The following is a 17,104-nucleotide window of genomic DNA, read 5'->3' on the forward strand; positions in this document are numbered from 1 at the left end:
TCACCACCAGGCTTCACCGAAACCAAAACAACAACTACCGAACCGGACGGCGCCTGCATGGCCCCGCCACGGCCTCGGCCATCCGAAATCTGCCGATTTCACGGAGCAAAACACACATGAGTTCCTCACCCGATCTCGCCACAGCCGTTGCCGACAGCGATGCCGAACAACTGCGCAAACTGGGTTACACCTCGAATTTCAACCGCAGCATGAGCCTGTGGGAAAACTTCGCTTTGGGCTTCACTTATCTGTCACCGGTCGTAGGGGTTTATACCCTCTTCGGCCTGTGCCTCGCCGCCGGCGGCCCACCGATGTTCTGGGCCTACTTGCTGGTGGGTTGCGGCCAATTGCTGGTGTGCCTGATCTTCGGCGAAGTGGTTTCGCAGTTCCCGATTTCCGGCGGTGTTTACCCTTGGGCGCGCCGGTTGGTCGGTAAGAAATGGGCATGGATGGTCGGCTGGATTTACTCCATCGCCCTATGCGTGACCATCGCTGCCGTTGCGGTCGGCGCTGGCCCGTACCTGGCCGCCATGCTCGGTTTCGAGCCGAGCAACAACACCAACATCGTCATCGCCCTGGTGCTGACCCTGTTCGCCACACTGGTCAACCTCAGCGGCACCAAAGTGCTGGCGCGCATCGCCATGTTCGGTTTCCTCTGCGAACTGGTTGGCGCGGTGATCGTCGGCGTCTATCTGCTGGTATTCGAACGTCACCAACCGCTCAGCGTGCTGTTCAACACCTTCGACATCAGCGTCGACGGCTCGTACCTGCCGGCTTTCCTCACCGCGTCGTTGGCGGGGATGTTCCTCTACTACGGCTTCGAGGCCTGCGGCGACGTCGCCGAAGAAACCCCGAACCCGAGCGCGAAAATCCCGGTGGCCATGCGCATGACCATCTACATCGGCGGCATCGCGGCGATGTTCGCCTGCCTGGCGCTGATCCTCGCCGTGCCGGACATGCAAGCGGTGATCAACGGCACAGACAAAGACCCGGTCACTACCATACTCAACAATGCCTTCGGCCCGGTCGGTTCGAAAGTAGTGATGGGCGTGGTGATGATTTCCTTCATCTCCTGCGTCATCAGCCTACAAGCAGCGGCGAGCCGTCTGCTGTACTCCTACGCTCGCGACGAAATGGTCATCGGCAGCCGACTGCTGAAAAAGATTTCTCCTACAACCCAAGTACCGGTTGCCGCACTGTTCGTGTCCGGCGTCCTGCCGGCCCTGATCATCGCCCTCGGTTTCTTCCTGCAAGACGCCGTGGCCACCATCGTCAGCTTCGCCGCCATCGGCATCTACCTCGCGTTCCAGATGATCGTACTGGCCGCGCTGTACGCCCGCAGCAAAGGCTGGAAACCGAGCGGCAAATTCACCCTCGGCGCATGGGGCTGGCCGGTGAACATCGGCGCGCTGGTGTACGGCGTTGGCGCAATCATCAACATGGCCTGGCCACGCACACCGGATGCGGCGTGGTATGTGAACTATGCGATGGTGTTGAGCACGGCGATCGTGATCGGTTTGGGGCTGGTTTATATGTGGATTGGCAAGCCGTATGACCATGGCAAGGCCCCGGCTGGGGATGCGTGGAAAGTGAGTCGCTAAGAGCGTTTGATCCCGGCACCGACAAGGTGCCGGGGTTGAGGCAAGCCGTGAAACGTCATCAAAAAGAAAGCTCTGCCTGATCGTGCTTCAACAGGGAAATACGGTCGAACAATTTGATTTTTTCATTGGCTTTTTGCTTGGCGTGATCGGACATGAATGCAATCAATTCTTCGAGCTGACTGACGTCTCCGACCACTTTGAATTCCTTTTCCTTGTTGACGAAAACAAGCGACTTCTTCTTTCTCGACAACAGTTCAATGACGTTACTGAGCGTACCGGTGCTCTTTGCGTCCCAGATCATCAAACCGTAGTCAGCTGCTTCGGCCATGACGACGTCTTTCTCGGTGAAGAAGGCTCTCGACCCCTTGGAATGCTTGGAGTCGACTGTTCTGGCGGGCCACTGTCCAAGGTTATTCCTCGGAGCAGAACCGCTGCAGAACACCGTGGTTCTGGATCGTTCGAGACTCAGCAGGTACTCCTGAATGGAGGTATCGGCGCCACCTGCATCACCAACCACCACCTCAAAATCTGACGCGACGATATTATTGATGCGCTCTTTAACCTTCGGATCAAGGTTCTTGATGTTGATAGAGCCAGCAATAAATACAGTGGTCATTGAATTCACTTCCAAGTTAGCGCTGCGACGTAAATTTTCCCTACTTTCGGATATTTACGCAGAACAGCGCAGGCCGCGTCCATCGACGCTCCGCTATCAAACAAATCATCTACAACCAAAACATTCCAGCATCCATCGGTGGTGATTTCATCATTGACAGTGAAACTGTCTCCAATCGCGGCAACCTTGTCGGCCTTGGAATGTAAATCCTTCAGCGACTTTCCCGTGGTCGCTTTTCGAAGCAAATCCGTGAAAACCGGCCGACCGATAATTCGTCCCAACGCCAGGGCAACTTCAGTCACCGGTTGTCGCTGACGAATACTTGAAGCGGGCATAGGCACTACAAACCCGACCTGGTTCAGTTTTGGGAACACATTTGTCGCTACTGCCTGGGCAAGTGGACTGACCTGAGTCCAATCCTTCTGGTATTTGAGCTGGTAGGTCGCCTCACCAATCTCAGTACGCTGATTATCGAAGCATGGGTGTCCGCGATCATCGTTGCCAAGAAAGGTACTACTTACCATGTGTTTGTCCAGCACCCAGCCCTGATCCCATGGGCCGTTGATCTGCTTGAGAGACACCTTCATTGAATTCTCCTTTATTCGTGACAATCCTTTGAACCCTGAAACCAAGGGCCGAGCATCTGCAGCGATGCGCAAGATTCAAACAAATAACGGAAAAAACACAGGTTAGGGGTGGTCTCGCTGGTGCCAGTGCAAAAAAAGGCATTTCCTACAGAGACGACCCTTAGAGATGGATCCCTTTTCCTACAGAAGGTATCGACAGAGCCGACTTGGTGTCATACATGATCAACAGTTAGGCTTCTTCTCACCAGTCAACGGCCCGAATGAAAAAACCTGTGGCGAGGGAGCTTGCTCCCGCTTGGTCGCGTAGCGGCCCCTCTTGTAAAAAAGCAGGGTACTGCTGCGCAGTCCAGCGGGAGCAAGCTCCCTCGCCACAGGTTCATTAGAAGGTTGATTGATCTGTCCACCGTAAAAGCCAAATGGCTTTCACGGTGCCCACCCCAGCGTTAAAACCGCGAAACACTCCGCATCGCATCCACCAGATACCGCATCGCAATCCGGTCACTTTCCGAAAGCTCGCGATAGCGCTCCACCAGTTTCAGTTCCTCAGAGCTCAACCGACGCCTTCTGCGTCCGCTGCCCAGGCAGGGGAAAATGCCCAGCATATCGGTGATGCCTTGTATTTTTGCCATGGACGATGTCCTTCTCTAGTACTGCAAAGAATTGCTTAAACACCACATCGCCCTGCCCCTTACAGCAGCGCCGTGTGCCCTGCCGGCCAAATGGATCGCGCCGGCCATGCCCATAGAATAGAAATAAATTCGCCGCTGAAAAGCGGTTTTTAGAGTAATTAGTCAAGAAAAGCAGATATGCCGTGTAAATCAGAACGTCCTGTCAGATTTTTAACCGACATGTCTTGTTTCATTGACACACTGGCGCAGTGAATCAACGAATTTTGCATTGCGAGCGAACCGTTTAAGCTAGCCGGCATCTGTTTATAGTCCGTTGCGTTTGGCCGAAGGCTTGTCCGAACCGTTATTTCTGATCCAGCACGTGCCAGGAACGGCGCGGGATTGCACACGACAGGTTGTATTTATGCACCGCAGGAATTTGCTCAAAGCGTCCATGGCCATTGCGGCTTACACCGGTCTTTCGGCCACCGGCTTGTTGGCGACCCGTGCGTGGGCGGCCAATGGTGGCGCCGCCGATGGCGAGGCGCAGGCGTTTGACTTCGAAGCGCTGAAGCGCCAGGCCAAGCAACTGGCTGGCAGTGCCTATCAGGACACTAAACAGGTGCTGCCGCCGACGCTGGCGACCATGACGCCGCAGAATTTCAACGCGATCCGCTACGACGGTAATCATTCGTTGTGGAAGGAAAACAAGGGCCAACTCGACGTGCAGTTCTTCCACGTCGGCATGGGTTTCCGCCAGCCGGTGCGCATGTACAGCGTCGACCCGAAGACTCGTACCGCGCGTGAAGTGCATTTCCGCCCGGCGCTGTTCAACTACGAGAACACCTCGGTCGACACCCAGCAGCTCAAGGGCGACCTGGGTTTTGCCGGCTTCAAGCTGTTCAAGGCGCCAGAACTCGATCGCCACGACGTAGTGTCGTTCCTCGGCGCCAGTTATTTCCGTGCGGTGGATGCGACTGGCCAATATGGCCTCTCCGCGCGCGGTCTGGCGATCGACACCTACGCCAAGAAGCGCGAAGAATTTCCTGACTTCACCAAGTTCTGGTTCGAGACCCCGGATCAGAACGCCACGCGTTTTGTGGTCTACGCCCTGCTCGACTCGCCGAGCGCCACCGGCGCTTACCGCTTCGACATCGATTGCCAGGCCGAGCGCGTGGTGATGGAGATCGACGCACACATCAATGCGCGCACCGCCATCGAGCAACTGGGCATCTCGCCGATGACCAGCATGTTCAGCTGCGGCAACCACGAACGGCGCATGTGCGACACCATTCACCCGCAAATCCACGACTCGGATCGCCTGGCAATGTGGCGCGGCAACGGCGAGTGGATCTGCCGTCCGCTGAACAACCCGGCGACTCTGCAATTCAACGCGTTTGCCGATACCGATCCGAAAGGTTTCGGTCTGGTGCAGACCGACCATGAGTTCGCCAACTATCAGGACACCGTGGACTGGTACAGCAAGCGTCCGAGCCTGTGGGTAGAACCGACCACCGCATGGGGCGAGGGCTCTATCGATCTGCTGGAAATCCCTACGACTGGCGAGACGCTCGATAACATCGTCGCGTTCTGGACCCCGAAAAAACCGGTGGCTGCCGGTGATTCGCTGAACTACGGCTACAAGCTCTACTGGAGCGCTTTGCCGCCGGTGAGCACGCCGTTGGCGCGGGTGCAGGCGACCCGTTCCGGCATGGGTGGTTTTGTTGAGGGTTGGGCACCGGGCGAGCATTACCCGCCGGTCTGGGCACGTCGTTTTGCTGTGGATTTCACGGGTGGCGGCCTTGATCGATTGCCACAGGGCACCGGGATTGAGCCGGTGGTGACGTGCTCGAACGGCAAGGTGCAGGATTTCAGCGTGCTGGTGCTGGATGACATCAAGGGTTACCGGATTCTGTTTGACTGGTACCCGACCAGTGACAGCGTTGAGCCGGTGGAGCTGCGGTTGTTTATTCGCACCAACGATCGCACGTTGAGCGAGACGTGGTTGTACCAGTACTTCCCGCCGGCGCCGGATAAGCGCAAATACCCTTGATGATGTAGCGCCTACACGGGCCTCATCCCCTGTAGGAGCTGCCGAAGGCTGCGATCTTTTGATCTTGTTTTTAACAAGCAAAATCAAAAGATCGCAGCCTTCGGCAGCTCCTACAGGGGGTCATGTCAGCGGATTGGCGCAAGGAAATCAGAAAAAAACCCGCCGGTTCAATGGCGGGTTTTTTATTGGCTGGTAACGGAGCGTCAATCAATCGCGCAAATCAGACTCATGAATCGGCTGATCCCGATGCGTCGCACGCTGATACTGCGCCGGCCACACCGCTTTGCGCCCCCCGAGATCATCGTCGGCGTGCAGCGGCCAGTACGGATCACGCAGCAGCTCGCGGGCGAGGAAGATGATGTCGGCCTGACAGGTGCGCAGAATGTGCTCGGCCTGCGCCGGCTCGGTAATCATTCCCACGGTACCGGTGGCGATGCCTGACTCTTTGCGTACTCGTTCGGCGAAGCGCGTCTGATAACCCGGCCCGACGGGGATTTCGGCATTCGCTGCGGTGCCGCCCGACGACACGTCGATCAGATCCGCGCCAAGCGTGTGCAGCCGCCGCGCCAGCTCCACGGTTTCATCCGGATTCCAGCCGTCCTCCACCCAGTCGGTGGCTGACACGCGGACAAACAACGGCAACTCTTCCGGCCAAACCGCCCTCACCGCTTCAGTCACTTGCAACACCAGACGAATACGATTTTCAAACGAACCACCGTACTGATCCCGGCGTTGGTTGCTCAGCGGCGAGAGAAATTGATGCAGCAGATACCCATGCGCCGCATGCACCTCAACTACACTGAAACCCGCCTTCAGCGCGCGTTTCGCGGCATCGACAAACGCCTGGATGACGTCGGCAATCTGCCCTTCATCCAGCTGTTTCGGTTGCGTGTGTTGCGGGTCAAATGCAATCGGCGAGGGCCCGACCGGAGTCCAGCCGCCGTCATCGGGTTTAACGCTGCCATGCTTGCCGAGCCACGGCCGATGGGTGCTGGCCTTGCGCCCGGCGTGGGCCAGTTGAATGCCGGCGACCGCGCCTTGGGAGGTAATGAAACGGGTGATGCGTTGCAGCGGCTCAATTTGTTCGTCGTTCCACAGGCCAAGGTCTTCGGCGGTGATCCGCCCGTCGGCAGTGACCGCCGTGGCTTCGGTGAATACCAGACCGGCGCCGCCCACCGCGCGACTGCCGAGGTGCACCAGGTGCCAGTCGTTGGCCAGGCCGTCGACGCTGGAGTACTGGCACATCGGCGAGACGGCGATGCGGTTTGGAAGGGTCAGTTGGCGAAGGGTGAAGGGTTCAAGCAGCAGACTCATGGGGCACCTCTCAAATCAGTGGGCAGGCTCCAGGGTTCTGTTTGAATAGTCGACGAGTGACAGGAAAAAGGTGCAGCACCCGCCCCCGCGGGCAAAAAATTCGACAAGACGTCACAAGGCCAATCAAGCAGTGCTTAGAGCCTAGTCGACAACGGGGGATCGGGGGAAATTCAAGAAAAGATCGCAGCCTGCGGCAGCTCCTACAGAAAAGCGCATTCCCATGTAGGAGCTGCCGAAGGCTGCGATCTTTTGATCTTCAGCGCGGTTCGATATGGGCAATCATCAACTGAACGGTCTCATTACCCCGAAACTCGTTAACATCGAGCTTATAGGCGAGCTCAACCCACTTGATCGTCGGATTCGGCCAGATATCCCGGTCAATCCCAAACGCGATGCCATCCAGCTTCACCGAGCCACACTCGCTCTTCAGCACCACTTTCAAATGCCGCTCACCGACCACCCGCTGTTCAACCAACTGAAACACCCCGTGAAACAGCGGCTCAGGAAAATGCTGCCCCCAAGGCCCAGCGTGGCGCAGAGCGCGAGCCAGTTCGAGGTGGAATTCTTCCACCGCCAGCGTGCCGTCCGAGAGCATGCGCCCGGTCAGATCTTCCTCGCGAAGTTGCCTACGCACCTCAGCGTCAAAGGCCTCGGCGAAAAGCAGAAAATTCTCTTGCGGCAAGGTCAGACCGGCGGCCATCGCGTGGCCGCCGTACTTGGCGATCAGGGTCGGATGCTGCGCTGCAACAACGCTCAGCGCATCACGAATATGGAAGCCCTGCACCGAACGCCCCGAGCCCTTGAGCAAACCATCACCGGCATCAGCGAAGGCAATGGTCGGACGGAAGTAACGCTCTTTCATCCGTGACGCGAGAATACCGATCACGCCTTGGTGCCACTCCGGATCGAACAGGCACAGACCAAACGGCATCGACTCCACCGGCAAATCCTTGAGCTGCGCCAGCGCTTCACGCTGCATGCCCTGCTCGATGGATTTGCGATCCTGGTTCATACCGTCCAGTTGCGCGGCCATTTCCCGGGCAACGTTGGCGTCGGCAGTGAGCAGGCATTCGATGCCCAGGCTCATGTCATCCAGACGCCCGGCAGCGTTCAGGCGCGGGCCGACGATAAAACCGAGATCGGTGGACGTGATGCGAGTGGCGTCACGCTTGGCCACTTCAAGAATCGCTTTGATCCCCGGCCGTGCGCGACCGGCGCGAATGCGCTCCAGGCCTTGGTGCACCAGAATCCGGTTGTTGGCGTCCAGCGGCACCACGTCGGCAACGCTGCCCAGTGCCACCAGATCAAGCAGTTCACCGATGTTCGGCTGCGGCTTGTTCTCGTACCAGCCGAGGCTGCGCAAACGCGCGCGCAACGCCATCAACACATAGAAAATCACCCCGACGCCGGCCAGTGCCTTGCTCGGAAACTCGCAGCCAGGCTGGTTCGGATTGACCAGCGCATCGGCCTGCGGCAGCTCTTCGCCGGGCAAGTGGTGGTCGGTGATCAAGACCTTGAGGCCAGCCTTTTTTGCCGCCGCAACACCTTCGACGCTGGAAATACCGTTGTCGACAGTGACCAGCAAATGCGGCTCGCGAGTCAAAGCGACTTCGACGATTTCCGGGGTCAGGCCGTAGCCATATTCAAAGCGGTTCGGCACCAGATAATCGACGTGCGCGGCACCGAGCAAGCGCAAGCCAAGCATGCCAACCGTGCTGGCCGTCGCGCCGTCCGCGTCGAAGTCGCCGACGATGAGGATGCGCTGGCGTTGCTCCAGCGCCGTCACCAGTAAGTCCACCGCCGCATCAATGCCCTTGAGCTGCTGAAACGGGATCAACCGTGCCAGGCTCTTGTCCAGCTCTGCCTCGGACTGCACGCCCCGCGCCGCGTACAGGCGGGTCAGCAGCGGCGGAATATCACCGAGAAAAGGCAGAGTTTCGGGCAGTAGGCGAGGTTCGATGCGCATGGGGTGACGGAGACTTCTCTTTAATACGTGGGATTAATCAGCTACAGGCGCGGGATCAGTCGCGCTCACCTTGTAGCCATTGCAACTGGACTTCGTGCTGACCACGGTCGTCGGTGACGAAGATCGTCCCTTCACTGATCATCACGTCCCACTTGATAACGCGGGGCATGTCCTTGGCCAAGGTCTCCAGCACTTCCTGCGGGACGGCGGCGATGTTGACGTTTTTCAGATTCTTGATCGCCGGGATCACTTTGGTTTCCCAAACGCGCAGGCTGCCGTAGGCCAGCAGGCTGGTGCGCTCGGTGCGACGCGAGCACCAGGTCAGGCGATCGGCGTCTGGCTGGCCGACTTCGATCCAGTGCAGAACGCGATCGTCCAGGCTCTTTTCCCACAGCGCAGGTTCGTCCACGTCTGACAGACCGCGACCAAACGACAACTGCTCGTTGTACCAGAGGGCGTAGGCCAGCAGCCGCACGGTCATGCGTTCTTCGGTTTCCGAAGGGTGACGGGCGATGGTCTGCTTGACGCTCTCGTAGACACTGCGGTCGAGGTCGGTGAGGTTCAGTTCAAATTTGTAGGTAGTGGACGGCTGGGCCATGAACGGGCTTCTTGATACGAGGAAAGGCGGCAAGTCTAACCGATGCGGTAGGCAATCATCGAATTGATGGCGATCAACCTGCGGCGTCTGACAGCCGGCTATGTTAAAACGCTGTATCCGCACAGCCTTGTCCTACAGGATTCAGCATGCCGTTTTCCAACAAGCCGCTCAGCGGTGTGAAAGTCATTGAATTGGGTACGTTGATTGCCGGGCCGTTTGCCTCGCGTATTTGCGGCGAGTTCGGCGCTGAAGTGATCAAGATCGAATCGCCGGACGGCGGTGATCCGCTGCGCAAATGGCGAAAAATGTATGAAGGCACGTCCTTGTGGTGGTTCGTGCAGGCGCGCAACAAGAAGTCGCTGACGCTGAACCTCAAGCATCCTGATGGCCTGGCGATCCTGAAAAAACTGCTCAGTGAAGCCGACATCCTCATCGAAAACTTTCGCCCCGGTGTCCTGGAAAAACTCGGCCTGAGTTGGGAAACCTTGCACGCGCTGAACCCGAAACTGGTGATGGTGCGCCTGTCCGGTTTCGGCCAGACCGGGCCAATGAAAGATCAGCCAGGCTTCGGCGCGGTTGGTGAATCCATGGGCGGTTTGCGCTACATCACCGGTTTTGAAGACCGCCCGCCCGTGCGCACCGGGATTTCCATCGGCGATTCGATTGCCGCGCTGTGGGGCGTGATCGGCGCACTGATGGCGCTGCGTCATCGCGAGGTCAATGGCGGGCTCGGCCAAGTGGTCGATGTCGCTTTATATGAAGCTATTTTCGCGATGATGGAAAGCATGGTGCCGGAGTTCGATGTGTTCGGGTTTATCCGCGAGCGCACCGGCAACATCATGCCCGGCATCACGCCGTCCTCGATCCACACCAGCGCCGACGGCAAGCACGTGCAGATCGGCGCCAATGGCGATGCGATCTTCAAGCGTTTCATGTTGATTATCGGCCGCGAAGATCTGGCTAATGACCCGATGCTGGCCAGCAACGACGGGCGCGACAGTCGCCGCGACGAGTTGTATGGCGTGATCGATCGCTGGGTCAATTCGCAGCCGCTGCAAACGGTGCTCGATCTGCTTAATCAGGCCGAAGTACCGGTCAGCCGTATTTTCAGCGCCGAAGACATGTTCAGCGACCCGCAATACCTCGCCCGGGAGATGTTCCTGTCCGCCAAGTTGCCGGACGGCAAGGACTTCAAGATGCCGGGTATCGTGCCGAAACTTTCCGAGACGCCAGGCAGTTCCGAATGGGTCGGGCCGACGCTGGGTGAACACAATGCGCAGGTGCTCGCCGACCTCGGTTACGACGCACAGCAGATCGCTAGATTGCGCGAAGACGGAGCCATTTAAGCTGAAAAACCTGCATCCCTCAGACGCCAACCGCGCTCACCAATGGTGGACGTGGCGTCTGTTCGGCCTGTTGTTTTTGCTGGCCTCGCCAACGTGGGCGCAGGCGAAGCCGACGTTGATCTGGTTGCTGCGCGATTTACCGCCGATGACGATCTTCGAAGGACCGAAAAAGGGTCAGGGGGTGATCGATCATTTGATGCCGCAACTGATTGCCGGCATGCCGCAGTACGAACACAAGATCATGCGCGTCAACCGTGCGCGTGGTCTGCAGATGCTTCACGAAAACCCCTTCGCCTGTGACCCCGCGCTGCTGTGGAACAAGGAGCGCGCGCAGTGGGTGGCGTATTCGATTCCGGCGATTCGCGCTGTAGCCAATGGCCTGGTGGTGCGTCAGAAAGATCGCGCGGTGCTCGAACCGTATCTGGTGGACGGCGCGGTGGATTTTTCTGCGCTGCTGGCCAGTGGTGAGCGAAAAGTCGGCGTAGTTGCCGAACGCAGTTACGGCGAATACATCGACGGACTGTTGCGCCACGCCCCCAGCGGCGCATTGACCCCGCACTACGGCAATGATGCATTGAGCAATTTGCTGTCGATGCAGCGGCTGAACCGATTACAGGTGGTGCTCGGTTATTGGCCGGAAATTCGCTATCAGGCGAAACAGGCACAAATTCCGGAAGATGAGCTGGAGTTCTATTCGATTCGCGGCACCGAGAAATATCTCTCAGGCTATGTCGCTTGTTCCGACACCACGCAGGGCCGTCAGGCCATCAGCGAAATCAACCAACTGCTGCGCACCCTGCCCCACGAGCATTTGAATCAACTCTACGCGGCGTGGCTGGATCCCGAACGACAAGCGGATTATCTGCAACAGGCGCGGACATTTTTCGAGCAGCAAGCCGCGCAATAGGCAAACGCCAGACAAAAGAAACCCCGAGAAGTGGGGAGACGACTCGGGGTTAAACGTGGCCTACATAAAGACCAGTAGCAGCAAGCGACAAGCACCGGAGCACAATGCTTGATCCTGCTGTTACTGGGTCTGACTGACAGGGATGCAGGAAGGTTCCCACAAAAAATATTTCATCTTTACAGCGTCGGACGTTTATCCAGCGCTGCGTTGCGCAATGCCGCGATCACACAGGGTTCCAGCCGTCCTTCGGCAATCAGCACGTCACGGTGCAGGCCGTCGACGACATCGGTCAGCAAGCGTTTGTCGCTCAATTGCGCCTGATTGAATTCGCGTTCCACCACAATGGCGCCGTTGCTGTTCTTCAGGGTCACCAGGCATTCGCCATGGCTGCCGCGAGGGGTCAACGTCACTTGATACGGGCTCAGAGCCTCACCGAGCAATAGACTGATACTTTCCATCTCGATCTCCACTCAATAGTCCGAAAACACAGTGCCTGGGGCGTGTTCACAATAAATGACCACCGGCCCGAGAAGAAAGTTCTGCCTGCGATTGCTCCATCCCTGGAGCCTTACCGGTCTATGGAGCATGCACGGCGAAGATGACAGTAAAAATACCCGGCGTTTCAAGCCCCGACAGGCTGATGCAAAGCGCTGAGGTATTGATCAAGCAAACCGCGCATCAACACCGCCGAAACCGGCGTTTGCAAGCGTCCGAGCAGTTGCAGCTCATGCGCGTGCAGCAGCGTTTCAAGGTCAGTCAGCAGGCTCGGCGCCACGTTGCCCAGCAGAATCAATGCGCGTGATTGCTCCTGCCGGGTCAGATGATGGATCAACGCCAGGCCATCGCCTCCCTTGAGTTGCGGATCGCAAATAGCGATATCGATGACGCCGCTTTGCTCCAGCGAACCCAAGGCCGAACCCAGCGACGGCGCGGTCAGTACGTTGTAGATGCCGATGGCGTTGAGCATCTGGTGCAACGCCATCAACTGGAACGGATTGTGTTCAAGGATCAGGACTTTGAGCGAGCGCATAGGCGACCTCTGCAACGGCGGGTGCGGACTCTCACCGCAGACACCGTTCACTCTAGGGCAGCCGTCCTCAGCCTCCCATCGGAAAAGGCCTCAGGGGTTATAGGACTTTTCCCAAACTCAGTGCAGACGTCGGCTCATGTCTGTCCAGCCACCGAGCAGTCCGCGCAGTTTTCCGTCGGCGCTGTAAAACGGCACCGTCCATTGGTAGATCTCCCGCGAGCCGTTTTTGAATTGCAGTTGGCGCCGGCAGAATCGCGTCTTGCGCGTCTGCAACTGCGCCATGAATTCGTCGTGAAGCATGCGCGACGTGATCTGTGGCAGGGCATCAACCTCCATCAGCGAGCGTCCCTGAACCTGATCGAAACGAATGTCGAGCGCCTCCTCATAACTGCGATTGCACATGATCAAGCGACCCAGCAGGTCGCGGACGAACACCGGATCGGGCATTGAATTGATCAACGCATGCTGAAACGCCAACTGGTCGCCGAGATCTTTTTCAGCTTCAGTGCGTTGCCTGATTGCCGCGCGCAATCGGCGATTCCAGACCAGCGACAACAGACCGAACGTGCCAATCACGGCCATCGCCCAACAGCCCCAACTGGCGATGCGCTGCCACACAGAGGGCACCCGCAGCGGGGAAACACCGTCGAGCCATTTGAGCCGAATCGCGCGCAACTCCTCCGGGGGAAAAGCCTCAAGCGCCTTGTTGAGGATGCTCAACAACTGCGGCTGGCCCTTGCGCACCGCCAAGTGATCTGCCTCCCATTTTCCTTCGAGCAAATCGCCGACCCTGAGCAATCCGGAAGGAAACAGCTGCGCGCCAATCTCGTTTTCAATCGTGGCATAAGCCTCACCGCTTTCGACCAACGCCCGTGCTTCGGCATAGGTTTTCACCGAGCGGATCTCAATGGCCGGATAGTCTCGGCGAATGATGCCTTCCAGCGCGTGCCGGGCCGGCAGCACCAGTACACGTTTGGCCAACTGCTCCAGCGACTGAACCTGTGCTTCGCCAACACGCCCGACAAACACCCAGCCCGCACCGCCAAAGGCATGACTGAAATCGAGGAACGCCTTGCGCTCATCGCTCATGGCCAGCGTGGTGCTGATGTCCGCTTCACCGCGCCCCAGCCGTTCGAGCAGGTGGTCGGTGGAGAAAGACTCTTGATGCACAAACTGCAAACCGGTCATCGCGCTGATACGCTTGAGCACATCACTGTTCAGGCCGTTCCAGTGCGCATGTTCATCCTGGAACAGGTACAGCGGATACTGCACGGACGCGACGATGACACGCGGATTGTCGCGGATCCATTGCTGCTCTTCTGCGTTGAGCTCGATGGGCTGAACCTTGCTGACGCCAGCGTCATGCTGCATCAGTTGCGCCGCTACCCCCCAGCGCATGAACCCCAGCATTGCCAATAAAAACAGCCAGCACAGGGCTGGCTTCAAATCTCTGGAAAACCACATTGCCACTTCCTTCGTGATCAACTCACCCGTCCTTCGTGGGTGAAAACCCGAGCAGTGTGGCAGCAGAAACAAAAAAGCCCGTCAGGAGACGGGCTTCAAAATGTGACAGCTTTTGCGGCTTACAGCGGCTTGCCGCGGTTGCCATGCTCGCTGACAAAGGCTTGCACGGCTTTCAGCTCGTTTGGCAGAACGGTGCAGCGCTCATTTCGCTCAAACAAATCAGAAAGATGTGCAGGTAGTTCGAGCGCTTTTCCTACACCGGCTTTCTCTACGGCTTCAGGGAATTTCACCGGGTGAGCGGTGCCCAGGATCACCATCGGGATATCCAGGCTGCGACGGCATTCACGCGCAGCTTTAACACCGATGGCGGTGTGCGGATCCAGCACTTCGCCAGTCTGCTCGTAGACTTCAGCGATGGTTTCGCAAGTCTGCGCGTCATCCACGGCCAGCGAATCGAACAGCTTGCGCGCTTCGGTCCAGCGTTCTTGCTCGACGCTGAAACCGCCGCCCTGCTTGAACGAATCCATCAGACCGGCGATTGCTGCGCCGTTGCGACCGTGCAGGTCGAACAGCAGGCGTTCGAAGTTCGACGAGACCATGATGTCCATCGACGGCGACAGCGTGGCGTGCAGGGTGTCCTTGACGTACTGATTGCCGCTCATGAAGCGGTGCAGGATGTCGTTGCGGTTGGTGGCGACGATCAACTGGTTGATCGGCAGGCCCATGTTGCGCGCCAGGTAACCGGCAAAAATGTCGCCGAAGTTGCCGGTTGGCACCGAAAACGACACCGAACGCGCCGGTCCGCCCAACTGCAGGGCGGCGTGGAAGTAGTAAACGATCTGGGCCATGATCCGCGCCCAGTTGATCGAGTTCACCGCGACCAGACGCGTGCCTTTAAGGAAGCTCTGGTCAGCGAAGCTGTTCTTGACCATTTCCTGGCAGTCATCGAAGTTGCCTTCGATGGCGATGTTGTGGATGTTCTCGCCGAAGATCGTGGTCATCTGGCGACGCTGCACTTCCGACACGCGCTTGTGCGGGTGCAGGATGAAGATGTCGACGTTTTCGCAGTGCTTGCAGCCTTCGATGGCGGCCGAACCGGTGTCACCGGAAGTAGCGCCAACGATCACTACGCGCTCGCCGCGTTTTTCCAGCACATAGTCGAGCAAACGACCGAGCAGTTGCAGGGCGAAGTCCTTGAACGCCAGGGTCGGGCCGTGGAACAGCTCCAGCACCCATTCGTTGCCGTTCAGCTGACGCAGCGGCGCCACGGCGCTGTGGGCGAACACGCCGTAGGTTTCTTCAAGAATCTTTTTGAAATCGGCATCCGGAATGCTGCCGGTGACGAACGGGCGCATCACCCGGAAGGCCAACTCGTGATACGGCAGGCCGGCCCAGGAAGCGATTTCTTCCTGGGTGAAACGTGGCAGGTTTTCCGGAACGTACAGACCGCCGTCGGTCGCCAGACCAGCCAGCAGGACGTCTTCGAAATTCAGGGCCGGTGCCTGGCCGCGGGTACTGATGTAACGCATAAGGGCAAACCTTCGGTTTGGGCTTCAAGCTACGAGCTACAAGCTGCAAGTAAAAGCCAGACCGCTTTTCTCTTGCCGCTTGCAGCTCGAAGCTTGCAGCTGCTTCTATTTAGTTCAAGTGCTCGACGCGGATCCGTACTACCGGACCATTCACGCCGGCCAGCGCTTCGAGGGCGGCGATGGCATCGTTGATGCGCTGCTCGACCACACGGTGGGTCAGCAGGATCATCGGCACCAGACCGTCGTGTTCCTCGACTTCCTTCTGCATGATCGACTCGATGTTGATGCCGCGCTCCGAGAGGATGCTCGCCACTTGAGCCAACACGCCCGGATGATCCTTGGCCTGAATGCGCAGGTAGTAAGCGCTTTCGCAGGCTTCGATCGGCAGAATCGGGTGGGCCGACAGAGAGTCCGGCTGGAAGGCCAGGTGCGGCACACGGTTTTCCGGATCGGAGGTCATGGCGCGAACCACGTCGACCAGATCGGCGATCACCGACGAAGCGGTTGGCTCCATGCCGGCGCCGGCGCCGTAGAACAGCGTCGAACCGGCGGCGTCACCGTTGACCATCACCGCGTTCATCACGCCGTTGACGTTGGCGATCAGGCGATCGGCCGGGATCAGCGTCGGGTGTACGCGCAACTCGATACCGGCAGCGGTGCTGCGCGCCACACCGAGGTGCTTGATGCGATAGCCCAGCGCTTCGGCGTAGTTGACGTCAGCGGTGGTCAGCTTGGTGATGCCTTCGGTGTAAGCCTTGTCGAATTGCAGCGGGATGCCGAACGCGATGGAAGCCAGAATCGTCAGCTTGTGCGCGGCGTCGATGCCTTCAACGTCGAAGGTCGGATCGGCTTCGGCGTAACCCAGTGCCTGCGCTTCGGCCAACACGTCTTCGAAGGTACGACCCTTCTCGCGCATTTCGGTGAGGATGAAGTTACCAGTGCCGTTGATGATCCCGGCGACCCAGTTGATGCGGTTGGCGGACAGGCCTTCACGGATCGCCTTGATCACCGGAATGCCACCGGCCACGGCCGCTTCGAATGCGACGATCACGCCTTTCTCGCGAGCCTTGGCGAAAATTTCATTACCGTGAACGGCAATCAGAGCCTTGTTCGCGGTGACCACATGCTTGCCATTCTCGATGGCCTTGAGTACCAGCTCGCGGGCAACGGTGTAGCCGCCCATCAGCTCTATAACGATGTCGATCTCAGGGTTTGTGGCCACTTCGAAGACATCGTTGGTAATCGCAATACCGGTCGTCTGGAACTGAGGCTTTGGCGTGCGCATGGCAATTTGTGCCACTTCGATTCCACGCCCGGCACGACGAGCAATTTCCTCGGCGTTGCGCTGAAGTACGTTGAAGGTACCGCCACCGACGGTGCCTAACCCACAGATGCCTACTTTGACCGGATTCACTGTGAACTCCCCATAAAACGGCCGACGCTGGGTCGGCCGGAAAACAACCGCGTGCTCGCGGCTCTCTATTG

At 58.3% G+C, this 17,104-nt stretch carries 15 protein-coding genes; 4 read left to right on the top strand and 11 right to left on the bottom strand.

Going from position 1 to position 17,104, the window contains the following annotated elements; translation table 11 throughout:
* The first annotated feature begins 116 nt into the window (after positions 1-116).
* Positions 117-1,601: an APC family permease gene (locus ACP3TY_RS20185; protein ID WP_007908950.1), complete on the top strand. Its 1,485-nt coding sequence runs from the start codon at positions 117-119 to the stop codon at positions 1,599-1,601.
* A gap of 58 nt (positions 1,602-1,659) precedes the next feature.
* Here the strand turns inward: ACP3TY_RS20185 and ACP3TY_RS20190 are convergent, their stop codons facing one another.
* The 3 genes from ACP3TY_RS20190 to ACP3TY_RS20200 all read right to left on the bottom strand — a co-directional run bounded on the left by ACP3TY_RS20190 (position 1,660) and on the right by ACP3TY_RS20200 (position 3,433).
* Positions 1,660-2,217 carry a hypothetical protein gene (locus tag ACP3TY_RS20190; RefSeq protein WP_064120574.1) on the bottom strand — a complete coding sequence of 186 codons (558 nt, stop codon included), beginning with the start codon at positions 2,215-2,217 and terminating at the stop codon, positions 1,660-1,662.
* A 5-nt stretch (positions 2,218-2,222) separates the two neighbouring features.
* A complete protein-coding gene (locus ACP3TY_RS20195) occupies positions 2,223-2,804 on the bottom strand; it encodes a ComF family protein (RefSeq protein WP_426618342.1) in 582 nt (193 codons plus the stop codon).
* Positions 2,805-3,247: 443 nt separating this feature from the next.
* Positions 3,248-3,433: a hypothetical protein gene (locus ACP3TY_RS20200; protein ID WP_008081608.1), complete on the bottom strand. Its 186-nt coding sequence runs from the start codon at positions 3,431-3,433 to the stop codon at positions 3,248-3,250.
* Between the two features lie 403 nt (positions 3,434-3,836).
* Here ACP3TY_RS20200 and ACP3TY_RS20205 point away from each other — a divergent pair, with 403 nt between their 5' ends.
* Positions 3,837-5,465 (top strand): glucan biosynthesis protein D, encoded by a 1,629-nt coding sequence (locus tag ACP3TY_RS20205; protein ID WP_159813822.1) that lies wholly within the window; start codon positions 3,837-3,839, stop codon positions 5,463-5,465.
* A gap of 207 nt (positions 5,466-5,672) precedes the next feature.
* Here the strand turns inward: ACP3TY_RS20205 and ACP3TY_RS20210 are convergent, their stop codons facing one another.
* From ACP3TY_RS20210 to ACP3TY_RS20220, 3 genes are all read right to left on the bottom strand, one after another.
* Positions 5,673-6,779 carry an NADH:flavin oxidoreductase/NADH oxidase gene (locus ACP3TY_RS20210; RefSeq protein WP_008081610.1) on the bottom strand — a complete coding sequence of 369 codons (1,107 nt, stop codon included), beginning with the start codon at positions 6,777-6,779 and terminating at the stop codon, positions 5,673-5,675.
* A 256-nt stretch (positions 6,780-7,035) separates the two neighbouring features.
* A complete protein-coding gene (gene recJ / locus ACP3TY_RS20215) occupies positions 7,036-8,745 on the bottom strand; it encodes a single-stranded-DNA-specific exonuclease RecJ (RefSeq protein WP_426618343.1) in 1,710 nt (569 codons plus the stop codon).
* Positions 8,746-8,800: 55 nt separating this feature from the next.
* Positions 8,801-9,343, bottom strand: coding sequence for a YaeQ family protein (locus tag ACP3TY_RS20220; RefSeq protein ID WP_158835993.1), 543 nt, complete (start codon positions 9,341-9,343; stop codon positions 8,801-8,803).
* Between the two features lie 146 nt (positions 9,344-9,489).
* Between ACP3TY_RS20220 and ACP3TY_RS20225 the strand changes: the two genes are divergently transcribed.
* Both ACP3TY_RS20225 and ACP3TY_RS20230 read left to right on the top strand, forming a co-directional pair.
* The gene (locus ACP3TY_RS20225; protein WP_212543987.1) at positions 9,490-10,689 is read left to right on the top strand and encodes a CaiB/BaiF CoA transferase family protein; all 1,200 of its coding nucleotides are present in this window, start codon (positions 9,490-9,492) and stop codon (positions 10,687-10,689) included.
* On the top strand, positions 10,616-11,596 hold the full coding sequence (locus ACP3TY_RS20230; protein WP_426618344.1) for a TIGR02285 family protein: 981 nt from the start codon (positions 10,616-10,618) through the stop codon (positions 11,594-11,596). Before ACP3TY_RS20225 ends, ACP3TY_RS20230 begins: the two co-directional genes overlap by 74 nt.
* 176 nt (positions 11,597-11,772) lie before the next feature.
* Here ACP3TY_RS20230 and ACP3TY_RS20235 read toward each other — a convergent pair whose 3' ends face one another.
* The 5 genes from ACP3TY_RS20235 to ACP3TY_RS20255 form a co-directional block, all read right to left on the bottom strand.
* The gene (locus ACP3TY_RS20235; RefSeq protein ID WP_053117463.1) at positions 11,773-12,054 is read right to left on the bottom strand and encodes a DUF3509 domain-containing protein; all 282 of its coding nucleotides are present in this window, start codon (positions 12,052-12,054) and stop codon (positions 11,773-11,775) included.
* Between the two features lie 164 nt (positions 12,055-12,218).
* Positions 12,219-12,626 carry a response regulator gene (locus ACP3TY_RS20240; protein ID WP_159813832.1) on the bottom strand — a complete coding sequence of 136 codons (408 nt, stop codon included), beginning with the start codon at positions 12,624-12,626 and terminating at the stop codon, positions 12,219-12,221.
* Positions 12,627-12,743: 117 nt separating this feature from the next.
* A complete protein-coding gene (locus ACP3TY_RS20245) occupies positions 12,744-14,090 on the bottom strand; it encodes a transporter substrate-binding domain-containing protein (RefSeq protein ID WP_426618345.1) in 1,347 nt (448 codons plus the stop codon).
* Between the two features lie 119 nt (positions 14,091-14,209).
* A complete protein-coding gene (gene thrC, locus ACP3TY_RS20250) occupies positions 14,210-15,619 on the bottom strand; it encodes a threonine synthase (RefSeq protein WP_426618346.1) in 1,410 nt (469 codons plus the stop codon).
* Positions 15,620-15,728: 109 nt separating this feature from the next.
* Positions 15,729-17,033, bottom strand: a complete 1,305-nt coding sequence (locus tag ACP3TY_RS20255; protein ID WP_007908972.1) for a homoserine dehydrogenase — start codon at positions 17,031-17,033, stop codon at positions 15,729-15,731.
* Positions 17,034-17,104: the final 71 nt, after the last annotated feature.

It is taken from the genome of Pseudomonas rustica (assembly GCF_049959085.1).
GTDB classification, from domain to species: Bacteria; Pseudomonadota; Gammaproteobacteria; order Pseudomonadales; family Pseudomonadaceae; genus Aquipseudomonas; species Aquipseudomonas rustica.